At 43.4% G+C, this 21,000-nt stretch carries 15 protein-coding genes; 3 read left to right on the forward strand and 12 right to left on the reverse strand.

What is annotated here, in order from left to right; all coding sequences use genetic code 11:
• Positions 1–4: 4 nt before the first annotated feature.
• The 9 genes from ACESTR_RS06955 to ACESTR_RS06995 all read right to left on the reverse strand — a co-directional run bounded on the left by ACESTR_RS06955 (position 5) and on the right by ACESTR_RS06995 (position 11,734).
• Positions 5–1,174 (reverse strand): capsular polysaccharide biosynthesis protein CapF, encoded by a 1,170-nt coding sequence (locus tag ACESTR_RS06955; RefSeq protein ID WP_022332794.1) that lies wholly within the window; start codon positions 1,172–1,174, stop codon positions 5–7.
• Positions 1,175–1,284: 110 nt separating this feature from the next.
• On the reverse strand, positions 1,285–2,358 hold the full coding sequence (locus ACESTR_RS06960) for a polysaccharide biosynthesis protein (protein WP_022332795.1): 1,074 nt from the start codon (positions 2,356–2,358) through the stop codon (positions 1,285–1,287).
• Positions 2,355–3,023: a glycosyltransferase gene (locus ACESTR_RS06965; protein ID WP_162505885.1), complete on the reverse strand. Its 669-nt coding sequence runs from the start codon at positions 3,021–3,023 to the stop codon at positions 2,355–2,357. The genes ACESTR_RS06960 and ACESTR_RS06965 overlap by 4 nt, the downstream gene beginning before the upstream one ends.
• Positions 3,024–4,692: 1,669 nt before the next feature.
• Positions 4,693–5,970, reverse strand: a complete 1,278-nt coding sequence (locus ACESTR_RS06970; protein ID WP_022332798.1) for an oligosaccharide flippase family protein — start codon at positions 5,968–5,970, stop codon at positions 4,693–4,695.
• A complete protein-coding gene (locus tag ACESTR_RS06975; RefSeq protein WP_141404881.1) occupies positions 5,960–7,900 on the reverse strand; it encodes a polysaccharide biosynthesis protein in 1,941 nt (646 codons plus the stop codon). The genes ACESTR_RS06970 and ACESTR_RS06975 overlap by 11 nt, the downstream gene beginning before the upstream one ends.
• Before the next feature lie 180 nt (positions 7,901–8,080).
• Positions 8,081–8,464, reverse strand: a complete 384-nt coding sequence (locus tag ACESTR_RS06980) for a hypothetical protein (protein ID WP_022333015.1) — start codon at positions 8,462–8,464, stop codon at positions 8,081–8,083.
• Between the two features lie 48 nt (positions 8,465–8,512).
• Positions 8,513–9,070, reverse strand: a complete 558-nt coding sequence (locus tag ACESTR_RS06985) for a UpxY family transcription antiterminator (protein WP_022333014.1) — start codon at positions 9,068–9,070, stop codon at positions 8,513–8,515.
• Positions 9,071–10,005: 935 nt separating this feature from the next.
• Positions 10,006–11,211 (reverse strand): site-specific integrase, encoded by a 1,206-nt coding sequence (locus ACESTR_RS06990; protein ID WP_022333012.1) that lies wholly within the window; start codon positions 11,209–11,211, stop codon positions 10,006–10,008.
• A gap of 100 nt (positions 11,212–11,311) precedes the next feature.
• Positions 11,312–11,734, reverse strand: a complete 423-nt coding sequence (locus ACESTR_RS06995; protein WP_055203886.1) for a mobilization protein — start codon at positions 11,732–11,734, stop codon at positions 11,312–11,314.
• 453 nt (positions 11,735–12,187) lie between these two features.
• On the opposite strand from ACESTR_RS06995, the gene ACESTR_RS07000 reads away from it, so the two are divergent.
• Both ACESTR_RS07000 and ACESTR_RS07005 read left to right on the forward strand, forming a co-directional pair.
• Positions 12,188–12,325, forward strand: coding sequence for a hypothetical protein (locus ACESTR_RS07000; RefSeq protein WP_162852190.1), 138 nt, complete (start codon positions 12,188–12,190; stop codon positions 12,323–12,325).
• 76 nt (positions 12,326–12,401) lie between these two features.
• Positions 12,402–12,920 carry a DUF3408 domain-containing protein gene (locus ACESTR_RS07005; RefSeq protein ID WP_022043478.1) on the forward strand — a complete coding sequence of 173 codons (519 nt, stop codon included), beginning with the start codon at positions 12,402–12,404 and terminating at the stop codon, positions 12,918–12,920.
• A gap of 317 nt (positions 12,921–13,237) precedes the next feature.
• Here the strand turns inward: ACESTR_RS07005 and ACESTR_RS07010 are convergent, their stop codons facing one another.
• The 3 genes from ACESTR_RS07010 to ACESTR_RS07020 form a co-directional block, all read right to left on the reverse strand.
• Positions 13,238–14,455: a site-specific integrase gene (locus tag ACESTR_RS07010; protein ID WP_022333010.1), complete on the reverse strand. Its 1,218-nt coding sequence runs from the start codon at positions 14,453–14,455 to the stop codon at positions 13,238–13,240.
• A 398-nt stretch (positions 14,456–14,853) separates the two neighbouring features.
• Positions 14,854–15,579: a hypothetical protein gene (locus tag ACESTR_RS07015; RefSeq protein ID WP_014774695.1), complete on the reverse strand. Its 726-nt coding sequence runs from the start codon at positions 15,577–15,579 to the stop codon at positions 14,854–14,856.
• Positions 15,580–15,947: 368 nt separating this feature from the next.
• Positions 15,948–19,778 carry a YecA family protein gene (locus ACESTR_RS07020; protein ID WP_014774694.1) on the reverse strand — a complete coding sequence of 1,277 codons (3,831 nt, stop codon included), beginning with the start codon at positions 19,776–19,778 and terminating at the stop codon, positions 15,948–15,950.
• 792 nt (positions 19,779–20,570) lie between these two features.
• Between ACESTR_RS07020 and ACESTR_RS07025 the strand changes: the two genes are divergently transcribed.
• A complete protein-coding gene (locus ACESTR_RS07025) occupies positions 20,571–20,891 on the forward strand; it encodes a helix-turn-helix domain-containing protein (RefSeq protein WP_032581284.1) in 321 nt (106 codons plus the stop codon).
• Positions 20,892–21,000 lie beyond the last annotated feature (109 nt).

The following is a 21,000-nucleotide window of genomic DNA, read 5'->3' on the forward strand; positions in this document are numbered from 1 at the left end:
GTTGTTATTCTACCGGCTCGAAATAGGTGTCGGGCTTTGCAGGGTCGAAACACTCGTTACACCACATGAAAGTAACCAGATCCTCCGTATCGGAGAGGTTGACGATGTTGTGCGTATAACCCGGAATCATCTCCACGACCCGGATCTTTTCGCCACTTACCTCATAATTGACCACCGGGTAATCGTTGCCGTGTTCGTCTTTGCCCACCTTGCGCAGCTGGATCAATCCGTGTCCGTGCACCACCACGAACTTTTCGTTCTTCGTGTGATGCCAGTGCTGGCCCTTGGTGATACCCGGTTTGGAGACATTCACCGAGAACTGCCCCCTGTCAGCAGTGCGGATAATCTCCGTGAAGCTTCCCCGCGGATCCGTATTCATCTTCAGGTCGTAAGCGAACCGGTCGGCCGGAAGGTACGACAGATAGGTCGAATAGAGTTTCTTGGCAAAACCGTCTTTCGTCGTGTCGGGAATCTCCAGCGTTTCGGTCATTCGCCGGAACGAATGCAGCAGATCTACGATCCCACCCAATGTAATCCGGTGCGATGCGGGGACATAACAGAAATCCCCGTCACGGTGTTCATCGCCCGTAAGCGCTCCGATTAGTTCGTCCACCACGTCGTCGATATAGACCAGATGCAGTTCCACCGACGGATCGTTCACCGTGATCGGAAGGTCGTTGGCGATATTGTTGCAGAACGTCGCTACGGCCGAATTGTAATTCGGACGGCACCATTTGCCGAAAAGGTTCGGAAAGCGATAAACCAATACTTTGGCGCCGGTCTCCTTTGCATAGTCGAACAGCAGTTGTTCGCCGGCACGCTTGGACTCTCCGTAGGGGTTGTCCAGCGCCGCCTGGATCGACGATGAGATCATCACAGGGCACGTATTGCCGTGTTTTTTCAGTGTGTCGAGCAGCGTCGACGCGAAGCCGAAATTGCCCTTCATAAACTCCACAGGGTCCTGCGGACGGTTCACACCCGCAAGATTGAAAACGAAGTCCGCATTCTTGCAGTACAGGTCCAGTTCTTCCGGCGTACTGTCCAGATCGTATTCATAGAGCGTAAGATTTCCTTCTACGGCATAGTTCTTCGCCTTACCGTCGTGGATATTACGCAGTTGGGAAAGGAGGTTCTTTCCTATGAAGCCTTTGGCTCCCGTAACTAATATGTTCATTTTGTGTGGGGCGGCTGGTTGTCAGAAAGAAATGCCGCGAAGAAATGAGATGTAAGGATCGCAATCCGTTTTATGCCCGGACGCATGGCCTGTATTCTTATATAGAGAGGTTACTCCGAACGAATGTCACGCGGCTTGGCGCGGTCGATCATACCCAGATCCTCCTGAATAAAACGGAGGCGCAGTAATTGTTGCTTCATGCCCTCTATATCCAGACGATGCGTATTATGCGAGTGGTAATCCTCGATCTTCGAGATATCCTCGCTACCTTTGGTGAAGAACTTGTCATAATTCAGATCACGTGTATCGCACGGAATACGGTAGTAGTTGCCCATATCGATTGCCTTGGACATCTCTTCACGCGTGACGAGCGTTTCATAGAGTTTCTCGCCGTGCCGCGTACCGATAACCCTCACCTCCGTCTCACCGTATTTCGGGTTCACTTTTGCGTAGATCTGCTTCAGGGCTTCGGCAAGGGTACTCAATGTGGCAGCAGGGGCTTTCTGAACGAACAAATCCCCGTTATGGCCGTGTTGAAAGGCATAGACGACCAGATCCACGGCATCGTCCAGCGTCATCATGAAACGGGTCATGTTCGGATCGGTGATCGTGATCGGTTTACCCTCCATCATCTGCTCCACCCAAAGCGGGATAACGCTTCCCCGACTCGCCATCACGTTGCCGTAGCGCGTGCAGCAGATCGTCGTCGCGGCACCTTCCCCTAATTCACGGCCTTTGGAAATAGCCACTTTTTCCATCAGTGCCTTCGAGATACCCATCGCGTTGATCGGATAAGCGGCTTTGTCTGTAGAAAGGACTACGACGTTCTCCACACCGTGTTCAATGGCCGATTCCAGCACGTTACCCGTACCGATGACATTCGTACGTGTAGCCTCCATCGGGAAGAACTCGCACGACGGAACCTGCTTCAATGCTGCGGCTGCGAAAACATAATCGACGCCACGCATCGCAATATCCACCGATGACTTGTCGCGGACATTGCCGATGTAGAACTTCACTTTCGGGTTCTGTAACGCATGACGCATGTCATCCTGCTTCTTCTCATCCCGACTGAAAATGCGGATCTCCTTGATGTCGCTATTGAGGAAGCGACGTAGCACGGCGTTACCGAACGATCCCGTCCCTCCCGTGATTAATAGGACTTTTCCTGTAAAAATACTCATGTTCTTTTAATTAGTTCTAAAATTTTAGTGCATTGTATTGTTGCATTTTTGGTATCTAATATGAATTGTTGTGCCTTTTCCCCTAATTTTGTCCGTTCTTCTATAGATAGAGAAAGCACTTCATCTACTTTTTCGGCCAAAGCAGTTATCGATTGATCATTTAATGAATAACAATAATGGTAATATTCCTTGGGAATTCCTGGCAATTCATATAAAAGAGTAGGAGTTCCTGAGGCAAGATATTCCATTGTTTTAGATGGAAACGAATATTTTGTATATATACCTTCTGGAGTTCTTGGATTTACTAATAAAGATGCAGTCCGTTGTAGCTGTAATATTTCATCATGAGGTATAGATCCTAAATATTGTATTCGACGATCTTTCGTTGCCATATTTTTTACATATTCTTCTGAATCACCTCTGCCACATATAATCAGAGAATAATTTTCATTTTTTAATAAATTAAAAGCCAATAACAAATTTTTGATACCATATCTTTCTGCTAAGGTTCCAGAATATAGAATTCGACCGTCTATTTTAGGTTGAGGAATATTAACTAAGTTACAAGGAGAATAAATACCTTCAATGACTACGTAGTTTGCATGTTTCGGGAGATACTCAGACATATATTCACTCAAAATACCAAAACATGTTATTTTCCGCATACACGATTTTATTATTTTATTAGCAACCCATTTCATAATATGGTAAAAAATGGATCCATTTGTAGACATGTGCAATGGTAGATCTGTAATAATTACACATATTTTATTATGGTATTTTCGACAAGCTACCAATGTTGAAATAATTGCTGCAATATTCAATGAATATAAAATAATCACATCATTTCGTTGTAGCTTACTTCTTAATGATTTATAAAGAAAGAAATAGCATTCGATGAAATTTTTAATATAAGACCGAGGCTTGATTGATACATTTGGATATAATGAACACCAGGACTTATAAAATAGGCTATATTGAGAGTATAACTTCTTTGATACAACCTTGAATGAGTATGGAATTAATTCAATTCCACAATTGAAAAAACCCTTAATTAAAGATTCTTGATAGATATTTGCAGCTGGATCCGACATAGCATTCAATTGCTGCATCGTCGAGTCGTCAATAGAGTTAATATACGATCCAATTAAATAAAATGCCATAAATATTTATATGTGAAATCTTTGATAATATTGCAGCCGGCATGAAATAGCTCCGATAAAAAGACTAATAAGAAAAAACATCGGAACGCTAAACGATGGATTGAATATAAAACAATTCATGTTAGCTACTATAACAAAACAAATAAATGTAATAAAAGTTATCAAACCTAAATGATCATTATAATCAACTATGTTTTTATACATTTTCAACTTATATAGTATTATGATATATATAGTTAGATAAATAATCAATCCTATAAAACCTAATGAATGTAGAATCTGCAATATGTCCATATGCGCATCCATTCCAACTAAATGCGAGACCGAACTGAATCCTTTGCCTACTAATATGTCTTGTGTCGAATAATTACTAGATATATCAGTCCATATTTGAAAGTAAAGTGTATTCCTACCACTACCTCCGTCCTCACCGATACTTAGAAAACGATCTGATGTATTTGCAATAATATCCTTACTAAGCGGTGAAAATGAAAAAATAATAACAAAGAGGATCACTAATGCAAGAGACTCCTTACCTCTTTTTGTTTTGAGAAAAAATAATACGCCCGACAATATTGTTGCGATTAGAATGGTTCTTTTGGTCGAAATGAATGCAATTGCTGCAAAAATGATATATAATATGTATTTCCATTTGGGAGATTTCAATAGAAAAATGTATGGTAAAAAAATTAGACAAATAAAAAAAGCATCTTTGGCAAACTCATCTGTATCGTATGTCAATGTAAAACTAAGAAAGACATTATAAACAAAAAATGGAACAATAAATGTAAGATAAACTCGTGCTATGGCAGATAGGTTCTCCGATGTATAGTTCTTATAACCAATAGTATAACCTAACACTGCAATAATTGGCCATACACAATTTGCAATAAGTCTTATTATTGGTGTATCATCATAAAAAAATGCATATCTTAAAATCAAGTATGCCAAAAATGAACATATCGTTTTTGTATATATATTATTTGCAAAAGCAATTCTCCAATGCGATAATATATAGATCACAGATAACACTCCGATAATTACATAAATAAAATTAGTATTATTGTGTGAGGTGGAATCTATATTAGCTAGACCTTGCATTGCTTTTATTGCTGCAAATCCCAATAGCCCTAGTACGAATAGGACAAAATATTTATTATTAATATGTATTTTACTTAACATATCTATATCTTAGATGTAGTAAAATTAGAAATATCCCATTCGCAATTAGTGAGATAAGTGCAAACCAATAAGCTTGACTTTCATTAATTTGTTGCAAAATAATGTAGGTGAGAATAAGAATGAACATATCGCGAACAAGGCGCGCTATGAAAACTATCCACGGTTTTCCCCGTGATATAAACTCATAACAATAAACTTCCGATAAACAGATGAAAAGAGCTGCTGCTGCTGAGATATTCAAAACTTTTGGTAACCCAACAAAACTCACACCGTAAAAAGAACTGATAAATCCAGAAAAAAGAATGACGATTGAAACGGGGAGTAATGAGGATAAAAAATTGACTAAAAGAAGTTTATTGATCAGAGACGAATGGTTATCTGAGCTTGATAAATAAGAAAACATCACGTTTTTTAACATTGCCGGTACAAAAATCACAACACTTTGCCATAATGCTGCAGCTGACGATAAACCGACTTCGCCATAATTGGCAAAATGAATCAGTAGGAGCAAACCTATCCAATGTACTATTGTGTACAAACTCTCCTGAAGGGCTACAGGAATTGAAAAACCTAACATAGAGTATATTTCTGATCTTGAAACTTTTTCATTTGAATTATACTGAGTCAGAGCGTGTCGGATAATTATTTGATTCAGTATAACTTGAACCACAAATGACAACATTAATGCTCCAAGAGCTCCGGTTAGTCCCCAAAACCATGTCATGATAATGCTACCAATAAATACGACAAAACCGGTGTAAATATTTATTTTTGCAGTTTCTTTAAATTTTTTAAATCCTGATAAAATAGCGATTTGGGTTGTTTGTAATCCATTCAGAATAATTAACAATGAAAAAAAACGCAGTTGAAATTCTAAATTTGGTGCATCAATGAATAGAGCAATAGAAGCGGCAAAAATTATTTGAACTAATGCTAATAACCCACTAAAAACTAAAGTAATTTTTAAAAAAGTCCAAACCAATGACTTTAATTTTTCGGGCTTTTCCGAAATATAGTCGGCAACGAATTTAGTTGCTGTATAGCCAAATCCAAAAGTGGAAACTATCGCAATATAGAACAGTGTGGTCCTAATGGTTCCATATTCGCCATATACTTCTTTGCCGAGAAATCGTGCTACGGCAATTCCTGCAAGTAAAGAAAGACCTTTACCCAAGGCACTACCAGCAAGGGCCCAAAACGAGTCCTTGAATAGATCACTACTTTTAAGACGTTCGCAAAATGTATGTAACGACACTCTATTTATCATACACCTCAAACCTTGAGTTCTTTGATTTGAACTCGGGAACTGTCTTTTTCATCAGTCTGACCATATCGGGAATCTCGACTTTCCGGGACAAAGTTTCCAGCTCTTCGGCTACCTCACATGCCTCCCGGTAATCATACTCCCGCACCTTAGCAATCCGGATGCGGTCATGTAACGTAGGCTCCGTATTCTCTTTATTCGAAAGTACTTCCTCGTAAAGTTTCTCACCCGGCCGCAGACCCGTGTATTCGATCCTGATGTCCTTCTCCGGCTCGAAGCCCGCCAGGGAGATCATCCGCCGCGCCAGGTGCGCGATCTTAACCGATTCGCCCATGTCGAAGACGAAGATCTGATTGCCCGTCGACATCGTGGCGGCCTCCATGACCAGACGGCACGCCTCGGGGATCGTCATAAAGAAGCGCGTAATGTCCGGATGCGTGACAGTCACCGGACCGCCCTTGGAGATCTGGTCCCTGAAGCGGGGAATGACCGAACCGTTCGAGCCCAGCACATTCCCGAAGCGCGTGGTGACGAAACGCGTCTTCCCCGGCGTGCGGCCCTGCTCGATCGACAGACCCAGCGACTGCACATAGATCTCCGCAAGGCGCTTCGTGCAACCCATCACGTTCGTCGGGTTCACGGCCTTGTCCGTCGAGATCATAACCATCTTCTCAACATCGTATTCGATGCACTTGTCAGCGACGTTGCGCGTTCCCGCGACGTTTACCAGAACCGCCTCGCATGGGTTCTCCTCCATCAGCGGGACGTGTTTGTAAGCCGCAGCGTGGAACACCACCTGCGGATGGTACGTCCGGAACACGAAGTCCAGACGGGCGGGAATCCGGACGTCGCCGATGACAGGGATGAATTTCAATGCCGGATAGCGCTCCTCCAGTTCCAGGCGAAGGTTGTGCATCGGGGTCTCCCCGTTGTCGAAAAGGATAAGCTCCTTAACCCCGAACGTCGCCAGCTGGCGGCATAGTTCCGAGCCGATCGATCCCGCGGCGCCCGTAACGAAGATCGTCTTGTCCTTGAAGTTGGCGACGATCTCCTCCATCGAGATCTTGATTTCGGGGCGGCCCAGCAGATCCTCGATCTTGATCTCGCGGATCGACTGCTTCATGATCTTACCGTCGATAACCTCGTCGATCGGAGGGGTGATCAGGATCTTCACCGATTTCTCCGTACAGTACTTGATCAGCCGTTCCTGTTCCGACTGTGCGTCGTCGTTCGTGGCGAAAAGTATGGCATCAATATCGACTCGGTCACGCAGATATTCGATGCTGCTTTCATCCTCGAAGTAGTACACCGGACGGTCGGCGATCGCATGGTTTTTGAGTCGTTTCCCGTAGGTCAGAAACCCGATGACCCGGTAATGGGGCGAGTTCTGGAGACGCGTAACGAGCGAGACCGATTTGTCCCCCGTCCCGTAGACCAGAACCTGACGGCAGTTCGCATGGCGTGTGCGGTTGAGTTTCAGCAGGTCGTAAAAGATGATCATCCCCAGACGAAGGGCCAGCAAAAGGAAAAGCGTGACCAGCACATCCAGCATGAACCCCAGGGCGATAGCCGTCTGGGGAGGAAGCGGCGACTGCGGAAACAATTGCACATAGACGAACATCAGCACGTCTTTCAGCAGGACCGCGGCGCCGAGTTTCCACACTTCACGAAGGGTCGTGTGGCGGATGACGCTCCGGAACGTACGGAACAGAATGAACGTGATGACGCTCAACACGCACGAACCAGCCAGAAGCCACACGCCGTACCAGACCGTGAAAACAGGATGCGGGAAAAGCCCCCGGATCAAAAGGTAGGCGACAAACGTCGAAAAAACAGATACAACGGTATCGATGGCCAAAATCAACCACGACGAAAAGTAACTTGACGACAGGTACTTTTCAGCACCCAGCCGTGACAGCAAGCGGTAAAGCATACAGAAGCGTGAAAATGTTCGATTTTACTCGTTGTTTGAATTCACAGTCCGTCGATCCATCGAAGATAGCGATTCCGGTCAGTTAGCATATTCGAATGACGAATAAAATGAATGCACGTATCGTTTCCATATTCGTTGAAAATAACGGTTTTCGGATCAGTCATCGGCAATCGTAAGGAATTACAAAAACTCTTTCACCGCGTGTTCATGCCATGCGCGGTATTCCGAGACGGAAAGTTCCGCGACCAGCAGTTTTTTGTAATCAGGCTTGTCGCATACCGGGATATGCTGCCGGATGTAAGTCCGTAATTCACTGTCGGGGATGCTGACCATAACCACTGGAAAGGGGTAGTCCTTATGCCTGAAAAGTGCCGTTTCACATTCCGTGAATATCCGGCTTAACTGACAGGCCGACTCTTCGTAGGCGTGCCAATATTCTCCGGCGCCGTATAAGCGGATATACTTTCTGTTGCCCTGTTCTTTGCAGAGTATCTCGACCATACGGGTTTCGATCAGACGTTTCAGCGACATCCAAGGTGGCTCGACATTCGGTTTGCCGTTCATAGTTTTCTAATTCGATTGTATCAGCTTTGCTCAATGGATAAACTACAGTCAGGAGATAACCTCGATCAAGTCGGGATGCACCTCTGCGGCTACGGCCATGACACCTTCCAGCAGGACGACGACCCTGCGGTTTCTTTTGCCCTGCACCTGCATGAATACACCCATTACTCCATTGAGTTTACCTCCGTGGATGCGTACCCGGCGCCCTTTTCGAAGGTCGAGCTCATCCGGATTGTAGTAGGAGATATTTTCTTCGTATTGGGATGAAACCCTGATAAAACTCTCCATCTGGTCATCTGGAACAACGAGATATTCCAAGCCCGTACTTTTCTCCCACATCACGAATTGCAGGAAATTATAGCGTTTCTTAAATTCCGTAATCTGTATGCGACTGGCATGTACGAATACGAGATTCGGAATGACCGGAACGAGGCGTTTCGATTTCACTCCGTGATAGACTCTTACAGCATAATATTTCGGAATAAAATATTCCAATCCATCTTTACCTTTGAGTTTTTCCTCCGCTCTCTTTTCGCTTTTGTAAGCCCGCATGACGAACCAGCGGGCGGTCGTGAGTTCTTCTGTATTGGGCGAGGCGATGTCCATACATTACTTATGTTTGTCCTTTCTGTAAAGGCACATGCCTTTAGTTCATGCCAATCTGTATATTGGCATGTATTACAGTCGTTTATGTTTATTTCCGCCGGAATACCAATCATCTATTCCGCAAATCCGTAAAAAGATATTCTGCTCGTTTTACGCTCTTTCTCTCCGCAAGAGAAAGAGCAATGGATATAATTGGTTATAACTATCTGAAAACCATGCAAAATTTGCACTCGGAAAACTGTTTGCTTGCACAACATTTGTCGGCCAAAAATCTTTTGGCGAATTCGGCAGACGAAAATTTCATCCGGTTTTGGTCGTTATTTCCATTAAATTGCATAACTTTGCGTTCGTCAATATTTCTCTTGCGGAGAGAAGTAGTCTATCACACAACACCTTATCTTTCTTCCCACCCTCCCGGTCAGTCGGAATTGTCCGTCGGAAATGCCTCTGCACCTCATTCTTACCGGTCGCAGGCTGTTTGTGATTTCCTTTGGCGGATTCCCTCTGCCGATACATCTCTTTCCGAGAGAAATAGCGAAATGATTGGCGTTTATTATCAGCGCCTTACACACGAAAGCCTCAGGATTGGTTCAACAAATTCTATTAATGGCTCAACATTCCGAACTGAAATGACCGGGATAATTTTATTTTTCACCGGATTTCGTTGTCGTATTTCATATTTTTCATAACTTTGCGGCAGTATGATATTTCTCTCGGAAAGAGAAGTTGTATCTATCTGTCAGTCCGTTAAATGCTATTTCGGGAACTTAACCGTCGTTTATTTCTTTAATTATCGCTACCGACCCACCTATTCCTTCCGGAGAGAGCGATTTTCCGGTGGATTGATCCGCCGGAAAAAATATCTCTTTCAAGAATAAATCTTAAAAGAGATTTCCGAATGAAATCCGGTTGGATGAAGACAGACTTTTATGCAGCTACAATGCTTTCAGGATTTGGCTGTTCGCCTTGTCTACGGAAGATGTGTCCAAAGAGGCGAGATAAATTCGCGTGGTCTTTTCAGAATCGTGCCCCATTGCTTCGCTGATGGTCGCAAGCGGGATGTTCCTGCTCCTGGCGATGGAGGCCCACCCGTGGCGGGCGACGTAGCTCGTCAAGGGTATGTCCAGTCCCAATCGCACACCCAACTTTTTCAATTTGTCATTTACCAGATGCGCCGCATTCTTGTACTGCCGGCGGGCGTCGGCATTCATGTCTTTAATCACCGGCAGCAGATAGGGAGTGCTGACCGTATCGTATTTGTCGACAATTTCCTGCATGGGTTTTTCCCATTTGACGAACAATTGCTGTCCCGTTTTCTGCCTGCGATAAGAGAGTATGCCGTTTTGCAGGTCTTTCTTCTTCAGATAAGCCATGTCGATGAACGACATTCCCCGGGTGTAGAATGAGAACATGAAAATGTCGCGGGCGAAATCCATCGCCGGGAACAGCGCCAAGTCCATATCCCGGATTCGGCGGATGACTTTCAAAGGTACCGCCCGCTTGACCGTTTTGCCGATGCCCGTGTAAACGTACTTGAACGGATCGCGCTGTACCGTCATTCCCTTTTCGACAGCACGGTTGTAAATGGCACGCAGCCCCCGCATATAGTAGGAAGAGGTATTCGGGCATACGCCCCTCGATTTGAGATAAGTTTCGTATTCGATCATCAGGTCGGAATCCACCTCATCCCACGGCACCTCGACATCTCTGCGGAAACGCCCGAAGCTGTTCAAGACGGTCGTGTAGCGTTCGCTCGTGCGGATTTTCCCGATCTGTCTCAACTGCCCGGCAAGGCTCCGTGCGAAAGAGAGAAAGCCGCCGGCATCCGGAGGCGTAAGATAGCGTGCCGCCACATCCCCGGCAGTATAGCTTTCGCCCGTATGCTCCAACCGGGAGATAATGCGTTCCAGACGGGCTTTGTCGTCCGCTATCCGGCTCTTCAATGCGACAAGGTAAGCGTGCCGGGGGCCTTCGCAGTTCGGCGGGAGTATGTTCCGCTGCAGAACTTCCCATTCCGACGGAAACAGCTTATGACCGCTGCTGATCTGCCGGGTTACACGGTTATGGATTATCTGATAGAACAGTCGGCCTTCCCGATCCGCAACGGACGAGGCCCGGAATTTTACTTTTACGCTTGCCATACGTTTGTTGTTGTTAAAGTTGCCGGGCCAAGGTAACGAGCAAGCGTGCAATTCTATATTTGATTCCGATAACGCTGTCGGTCGGGCGAAGAACCCGATCTTATATTCGCAACCATTTCTTAGCCTGTTTTGCAAGGCTCAGAATCTCGATACTCAGAGCCTTTAATTCTCTCGTTCGCTGTTCCAATGCGGCGATCTGATGCGGGATCGCGACGTTGGAAAAGTGCGAATTGATGGCTTTTACAATCTGGTTATAGTTGTTCCCGAGCTTTTGAAATTGGAAATAAAAGTCGTTAAGCCGTGCGATGAATTGCACCTTCGAAGGGTCGCGTCTGATGACGACGAACTCCTCGGCGAAGATTCTTTTGACGATAAAACGGCTTCTGTTATGCTCCAGTCCAGCTTTGCAGAGCAGCTCGTTGAAACGGATATGCTGCTCTTCATTGAGCCGGAAAGAATACTTGTAACTCGGTGTTCGGGGCTTCCTGTCGGTTATGTCTGTCAGTTTTCGGTTGGTATCCATAGATAGCTTAAAAAAGGGTCGCGACTCGGGAGCGACCCCGGCCTCGCAGAGCGAGCACCTTTGTCGGACAAATGTCAATTTGTCGGACAAAGGTACAGCTCGCTGTTTTCTGGCGAAAACAAAAATCCGCGGTGGAAAATTTTTTGTAAAAACTTTGAAAAGCCTCCGCTACGGCCTCCGAGGGCGGGTCTTTCCCGGTGCAATATTACAACCGTGCGGGCGCCAAAACAAACCCTCGGTGCGGACTGGAGCGGTCTGGAGCGGACATCGGAACCGAGGTATTTCAGTCGGTTGTATCTTGCAGCATGAAAGGTCGGTTTTCTTATTCCGTTCATTATCCCGATATAAACCGCATGAAACAGAAAACGGTATTTTGAATGGTTTAAAACATAAAACCAAACATACATGCTTTACGACTGCAAAACGAACAATCAATCTCAAAAACGTTACACCATGGATTCATTAAAAGAAAAAGACAAACTCGCACCAAAACCTTCAAAGCGTCCCCGTATCGAAGTCGGCGAGGAGCTGATGCGTCAGATGATCGCCAGAGGGTTCCTATGGATTCGAAAGTCAATAATGGTATTTTGAATGGTTTAATCCAACGAAGCAAACATACACGCTTTACGACCATATAGCTAACAATCAATCTCAAAAACATTGTACCATGGATTCATTCAAAGAAAAAGACAAACTCGCACCGAAACCTTCAAAGCGTCCCTGTATCGAAGCCGCCGAGGAACTGATGCGTCAGATGATCGCCGGACAAGCTCCTTTGGACTCGAAAGTCGTCCGCCGGATTCCCGACCCGGAAGAGAAAAATACGGACGCTCCCGAGGAAAACACATCGGAAACGGTATCCGAAGCATCGGCACCGACGACTGAAAAAACAGACGTCAACACCCAAACGACTACTGGAAAGGAGCCTGCCGGCTTCCGTCGTAAAAAGCTCTCGCTGCCGGACTTCGAACGCACCTTCTTCGCACCGGTGGATTGCCGTAACCGTTCGGCGATCTATGTCAGCGCCCAAACCAAGCACAAAGTATCGGAAATCCTCCACCTGCTGGGAAACGATAATACAAGATTAACGGCCTTGGTCGACAATATGCTGCGCTTTGTAATCGGAATTTACAGCGACGAGCTGAATTATCTCCACGAAAAGAAGAATAACAGACAACCGTTTTGAACAGGCAATGCAATGACCGATTACTTTGGGTTTCTGATATGCGTGTCGTAGAGTCAATAGCCCGTTGGGTAGCCTCCGGGGCGCAGAAAGCCGCCTTTTCCGACGGTAGCGTCCAGCAAAACGCCGAAGATGGAAATACGCAAGGCTCGCCCTTCGGGCGATTCGCATGGCCTTGCGTATTTTCATCTCCGGCGATATATTTCCTGCCGGCGGAAAGAGATTACAGGGATATATCAGACTTTTTTGCTTTTAAGGGTGAGACGATATATGCTGTTCTCACATGGCTCCTTATCGTTTTTCCCAACTGTCCGCTATTTTTATACAGCCATGAATTTATCCGCCAACTTTATTTTGAGCATCTCCACCTCACGGTCGATCATCGGCTGGGTAACCTTCGCATAGGTCTGCGTCGTGGTGATGCGTTTATGCCCCAGCATCTTCGAGAGCGTTTCCAGCGACACGCCGTTCATCAGGCAGATCGTCGTGGCATAGGTATGGCGTCCGACATGAAAGGTCAGCTTCTTTTCGATGCCGCACAAGGCAGCGATCCGTTTCAGGGAACGGTCGACCGTATTCAGATGCGGCATAAAAGAAAAGACATAATCCGTGCCGTCCCGGTAACGTTCCAGAATGGACAAGGCAGCAGGCAGCAGTTTGACCACGTACCGTGTGTCCGTCTTGCAGCGGTTGCCTGTGACCCACCAGTCGCCGTGCGTATCCTGTTCGAGCTGTTTCCATGCAAGGGTTTTCAGATCCGCGTAGCAGATGCCCGTAAAACAGGAGAAGAGGAACAGGTCGCGGATCATACGTTGTTTCTTCGTGCGGAGCGCGGCATGCTGAAGCGTGAGGATCTCTTCCTCGTTCAGGAAAGCACGCTCCGGCGTGGGTTCGTTGTAACGGTACGAGGCGAACGGATTGCGGGGCATGATTCCGTCGTTGAAGGAGACTTTGACCACATTGATCAGGCAGTCCAGATAACGGCAGATGCTCGTAAGCTTGAGATTGCATTCCGTTCTCAAGTAAACATGGAACTGTTCGATAAAGGACTGTTCCAGTTCGGCAAGGGCGATGTCGCTCACACGGTATTTTACAGTAAGGAACGCTTGCAGGTGTTTCATCGTGGCAAGATAACGGTACCACGTGTTTTTCGAACGGTCGACGCCGATACGGCCGTGCAGGTCGTCCGTAAAGCTGCGGAAAGTGGACAGCAGGGTGCGGTAACGCTTCCCGAATCCCAGCCAGGCGTTCTTCACCTTCTCGGCCGTCACATAGCTTTCCCGGTCGCGGATATCCCGATAATGACGGTCGAGCTGCGAGCGGATATCGTCCAGATGGCGGTTGATACGGTCGGCTTCGAGACTCCGCCCCTTGGCACGGCCGCCGCGGACTTCCCACAAACACTCCGGAACCGTGAGCTTCGCACTGAATTGCGAAATAGTACCGTTGACCGTGATGCGGCCCATGAGGGGAACCGCAGACTGTGTTTTTTTCTTGTTCCTTTTCAGGTAGAACAGAACCTTGAATGTGCTGCGCATAACTCTGCTTTTTTTAGGGATACAAAACTAATTTCCGCAGAGTCTTCGGTCAAGATGAATGGAAATGCAATAGACGGTAAATCACTATTTTAGGAAATAAAAGGCATTCCCGAACGAGGTAATGCTTTGGTAACTGAACCCACGCTTGACGATGCCGCCGACTACCGATTCGACAACCTGTATAGAGTGAACTGGATAGAAAAACTACCTGATTATCAATACCAATGCTTACATTTGCCTTTTTACCAAATTTGTGATACTTTTGCAGCCAAAAGAGAAAGTCAGCAGTTATGGTTCGGCTTGGTTCTGGCGCAGCCATCTCTTTTTCTCCCTCTGTTAGCTTTACTTTAATGCACGTATATATGAATACAGGGATAAAGTAAAGCTATGTTGTATTTTTACTTGAGTGATAAACTGTACTCACATCGTATTCGCTCTAACTCATTTTTTAAATCATTTATATGTAAAATTGTTAGATAAACATTTTCTAGATCTGTTATTTCATGTATTTGCGATAGTGAATATAATGGTCTTAAAAACTTTTTCACTTTCATTCGTTCTTTTCTTGCAGAATTAGTGGATTCTTTACACTTGGTTTCTCTCAGTAGTTGAGACGTTAAATCTTTGTCAGACCTATTGCCAAAATTGACAATAGCAATTATCTTAATATAATCTTTTGTGTCTTGAATACTTTTACTTGCCTTTATATGTCGAGATGATTCTAACCGTAATTTTCTAGCATCTTCAAGAATTGCATTGATTTGTGCAGCACCAAATTTTTTGTTGCGGATTAGAGAATTGCATTTGACTTCTACTAATATTTTTACAGGAGAGTCAATTCTTATGTCGAATCCATTTGTGTTTGGCTTTTGTTTATCAATATCATTAAATATCCGTTCTCTATCTTCATTTTTAAATGATAATATATCTGATAACTTTGTTGCAATAGAACGAGTCGATATTAATGTCATTATGTTATTAATATCGGACAGTATTGATTTTAGTTCTATTAATTTATCTAGTGTAAGATTGTTGCCAATATCCTCGGTGTCAATAGACTTGATAAACTTTGTGTACTTATCTAATAAATTAATTGTTCTATTGTATGTTTTTGATGTTTCCATAATTTTGTTTCTTTGGGGGACGAAAATATGTATAAAAGTTCATATATGAAATTTTGTCAGGCTTGTTAGTCGGGATTTCGTATTCTTTTGCAGTCAAAAGAGAAAGTTTTCAGATATGATTCTTTTTCAGAGAACCTCCGTTGCCGTATTTTTCCGTACTTTTGTAACAACCTGTGCAAAATTTGCACACTTTAAATTATTGAAAATATGAAGATTGAAGAGGCTATACTCTACTGTTTGGCAAGCCAGAATAGGGGAATGCGAACTGAACAGATTGCAGAGATGATAAACCGTCAGCGATTGCTCCATACTACCTTTAGGAGTAGGTAAAAATTAGAAGGCGTGATGCATCAGCACCTCTAAAAGTCTCATATATCAAGTACGCTTAAATCTGGTTCTTTGCACGAATCTAGTAAATTCACGCCCTTTATCTTTAATTCAGGGTAATTCAGAATTGACATTGGTATTTTCTCTCTTTTGAGATAGGATGTTGGTATTACTGTAGCTGTCAGCATCATTGACTTTACTCGGGGTGTAACTGCTACACCAATGTGTTTCGCAACTTCATTAATATGCTCCGTTACCCAGCGATGACGACGCAAATGTTTAAGAACAAGAGCTCTCTTCTTGTCTCTCTCGGGATTATCACCACGACCAAGATATTCATCCATCTCGGTTTTCATTTCCTTAATATTCTTGGCTGGATTGGTATTCTTACATTCTATCAAGTAGAGTATATCACGTGATGTATCATAAGCCATCACATCAATATCGCCATAATCTTTATCTGCCGCAAAATAACCTCCAGATTTGATAGTGACATCATGTTCCCATACTCGCATTATTGGTATCTTTGCCAAAAAAGAGCGTACCTCGTCATTGAACGCAGCCCCTTTTATAGCCTCAAATTTTCCAAGCAAGGTTTCTATCTTCCTTCCCACATAACGTAAGCGACCAGAATAAAGCAAGTCAGATAGCTGAATGCCGGCTTGAATACAGGAGCGGAACCCAAACATGCACATAACTGTGCCATCATCATATTGATAACGAATCACTGGGCGACGCAGATAACTTAATTCCCTATTGTATGACCAAGGGAAGATATCCTTGCCCGCTAATCCTACTGGCGGAGTGAGGTAGTTTTCCCGTTTATCCAAAGAAAGGCGAATGATACATTTCTTTGCTAAATCTTCAGTTAGTTCTGTACAATGCTCCTGCATAGCTTTGATGAGTTGAGACTCTTCCATCTCAATAACAGACTTCTGCTGCTTCATAGCTATGATGTAACAAACATAAAGGAACTGCAAGATGTTAGAATATGATACTCCCCAATCCTCTAAGAATGCCACATCTATCTCCTCGAGTTCTGCATCCTTGTTTTTTTCTTTTGTATCTGGACGTACTGCCATCCTGGCCATCTTACTCTCGAAATCTTCGATTTGCCCATTTACACTCTCAATAGTGCGCGTTGCTGCAAACTCTCCTACATTGTCGGAAAAAACATCATCGTAGATACCATAACGTCCAGAGCCTAATTTCTCAATGGTATGATTAGCTACATCTAAATGTATGGCGTCACATATACCACCAATGGATATCACTTCGTTCATGATAGCTAACAGGCTTTCTACATCATCATTGCCTGGTTTAACACCACCGCCACGATACTGTGTCGCAGCTATATATTCTATCATAGCACGGGTAGATATTCCAGCATCAGCAAGTCGTCTTTCTGTATCGAAGAATTCTTTACGTTTTGACTCATTTTCTCCAAAACAAAGAATCTGTGCGGGTTGTAAGACTCTGTTATGCTCTCGCTGATAAACCAATGTCTCGTGATTCTGCATGAGCATACGCAGCAACCACAATGTATCAAATGATGATAGGCGTTTATCAAGTTCATTAAGGAGCACATCTACTCCTTTGTGGAGGAAGTCTTCTTTCTCAGTTTTTGTATTGAGTTTACCTGCTATATCATGACCTTTCTCCTTCATCCACTGTGGGAATTTGTCTTGTAGTAGTTGGCTGGTGGCGGCATGAATATAGATAGGAGTATAAAGCCACAAGGGTATTGACAGGGGGTTGAGTGACTGCTCCATCATCAGAATCATCTTTGCTTGACCAAAGGGGATGCGAGTATCAATAATTTGGCATGCAGTCTCTTCGTCTATTTCCAGGAGTTTTTTTATGATACAACGCATCATGTTGCGCTCACTCTCATTGCCAGCTCCCATAAAAGAATGGATATAATCATCATCAAATGTAACGGAAACTCCGCCTTCTGTCTTGGATACGTTAAGATTTCCTCCTTGCGTAGGCTTTATGTCGTCATCATAGTGTATCCCTTTATCGGCCAAGACCTTTTCACTGAAGACAAGTTCTATTTCTACGGAGTGCTCATAGCGTTGGCTGATCATATCGGCTATGGCTGGTTGTAAAGTATCCATCCAGTATGCAACAGCTGTTATTACAGTATCGGAAATAGAGGATGGATTTATTCCCTGTTTTTCTTCTTGATAACAACTTACCCACACAGGAATACTATAAGATTCACAACTCTTGGCATTGAAACCTGAATGGACAGGCTTAAAAATTGCCGCATAGTCGAGATCACGTATCACTGGTATATAAGCATACTGTCCATTTAATCTCTTCAGCGTTCCGTGGAAATACAGTTGATCTTTACTTTTGAATATGAGATCACATCCATCATTTGGCTCAATATAAAGCATGTCTGATGGTGTGTTGTCTGTCATATAGAAACTTTCACCATAATGCTTATATATAGCATATACATCGAGAGATTGATTCAGAGGAGTCTCGAGAGATGATACGTTCTCTTTGGACCGAGCATAACGAACAAGACTCAAGCTGTCCCATTTCTCAGTCTGTATCAGTTGTAAGAAATCATAAGCAGAGAATTGAAGAAAATAGTCAGTTCCATTTTGCTTTTTCATGGCAAATCTGTATGTCTCCCCCATTGTAGAATACAGAACAAGCGTCAGGATATGGTCATCTTTCGACCTTTTATCATTTCTGATGGTATCAATACGTTTTTGTAAATGTTGGCTGAGATCTCGATTGTTGAAACTCTCATTGCCATCTATGGCTACATTACGGGCTAAATCATGAGCATAGCACACGTATGCAAGCCAGTTGACATCAATGCGGAATACATCTTCGTAATAGCCTTCAACAGGAGCAAGTATTTCATCCATTGAATTTTGTACCCAGCGCAGCTGTTCTATACAGGAACGCCCGATGCGCATCCAGACACCATAATGGGTCTGTTTTACTAGTTCTTCAAGACAACGATGTTTTAGAGCTGTTTTTAAGATAAAGTTGTTAATGGCACAGCCTTGACTGGAAATTCCGGCAAAGTAGAAGTTATTGTCAAACTCAACGATTGGTCTGTATAACAACGGATTCTTTTCTGCATCTTGGGTTAGTATATCAGTAGCATTAACTTCTAACAAAAATGATTTCAAAACATTTGGATTCAGCCTATTCCGATGAATGAGTTCTGTCATTGTCGGCAAATTAATAACAAAAGATTGGCTAGTTTTTGGTTCGTTAAGCGTCTCGCGAGGGGTCTCATTTCCGCGTACTAAGCCACTTATCCCTGCTTGGGTTGACAAAAGCTTGCTCAGTTCAAGCATGAAGAGTACTCCATCATAAATTTCATTACGGAAAGCTTCCGTAAATATATTTCTTTTATTGAATATGGCTTCTGTCATTGAACGGAAAATTTCTGTCGCATGTGTCGAGATGCCAGGAAAGAATGTGTAATTGCCTCCATAAAACACTACAGGTTCGGCAAACATGTTAATCGGCATGTCTTCCATAAGATCAAATGAGAACTCTTGGTCAATTATACTCTTGAACTCACTGATGTCAGGAATCTGGCTACTCTTTCCGAGATTCGCAACTGCTATTTGCAAAAGGTGCTCAATTCGGATATTCTTCCCTCGATTTTGTGGATTAAGTTGCATTGCTATCAAATAGTCCAATATGGGAGGGACTGCATGATTACTTAAATACGCTATCGTTTTTGGTACATCAAGCCAAGAAGATGGCCACAAAGCATGATTTGCTACTGGCAATATTCCTATTGCCTGTTCCTTTTGCATACAACAATGCTTATATTTCTTGCCGCTGCCACAAGGGCAAGGCTCATTACGACCTATCTTCTTTGACATTATATTTGAACTACTAGTAACATCTATCTAAACTTTAATCACTTAGCTCAGCCAAGAACTATTAATCATTTACAGTGCGAGACGAAGAATGTATTATGGGTTAGAGATGAAATGAGTGATAATCAAATTCTTACCACATTTATACTCTAAGTGATTTCTTATACAAAGGTACTGATTTTAGTCGATAACATTTAATGATAAACGATGGAATTTCTAAAATGAACTGTTTTCGACTCAAAAATGAGACATAATGGTCAAAGGGATTTGGCAAATTATGTGATTATTTTGCAGTCTCCAAAAAAGTCGGCAGATATAGTTCGGTTCGGCTTTGGCGAAGTCATTTCTTTTTCTCCCTCTGTTAGCTTTACTTTAATGCACGTATATATAAATACGGGGATAAAGTAAAGTTGTTTTTCATTTGAATAGCCAACTAATCTTGAATATATGTTGTGTGGAGGAATCGTATGTGTTTACGCAACAAATAACATATTGTTTGTTGTGTGGATATATTGGCGCTTATAAACAATATAATAGCGTTTATATTTCTCCAAAGCAAAATTATCTTGTTTTACACACTTTCCCCAAGATGGTTGTCGGAAGCTGCTGCAACTTTTATAAACATAGAATTCGTTTGAAAAAGTATAACGAATCTGATTTATTCGCTTGAAAAAGTGTATAACCGTTATATTGTACTTGGTCAAGCGTTTCTTCTAATCTTGTGATTTTTTACCTGTAATACATCATTAAATAGATGAAAAGTTATAAATTTACATATTATATGATGTGTTGAATATGGCAAAGAATACAATGGGGACTAAGCTGCCCCGAAAATTGGTGCAGAAGATGTCAATTGTGGGAGAGCAGATTAAACTGGCTCGCTTGCGCAGGAATCTGAGTGTGGCTCAGGTGGCAGAACGTGCCACTTGTTCTCCGTTGACTGTGTCCCGAATAGAAAAAGGCACACCGACAGTAGCAATCGGAATCTATTTGCGAGTGCTGTATGCTTTACAGCTTGACGATGATATTCTATGGCTGGCCAAAGAAGACAAGTTGGGAAAAGCTTTGCAAGATTTGAGTTTGAAAACAAGGAAAAGAGCTTCAAAAAAGGAATAGAGCACATGTTCTCCTATACATAAGTTGCAATTTGCTCTTTGGGAATAAAAAAATATGGCTCAAAAATTTGTGTTATGCAATAAAAGCATTATGTTTGCGCTGCATAATA

The sequence above is a fragment of the Alistipes sp. DJF_B185 genome, assembly GCF_964250025.1.
Classification (GTDB): domain Bacteria; phylum Bacteroidota; class Bacteroidia; order Bacteroidales; family Rikenellaceae; genus Alistipes; species Alistipes finegoldii.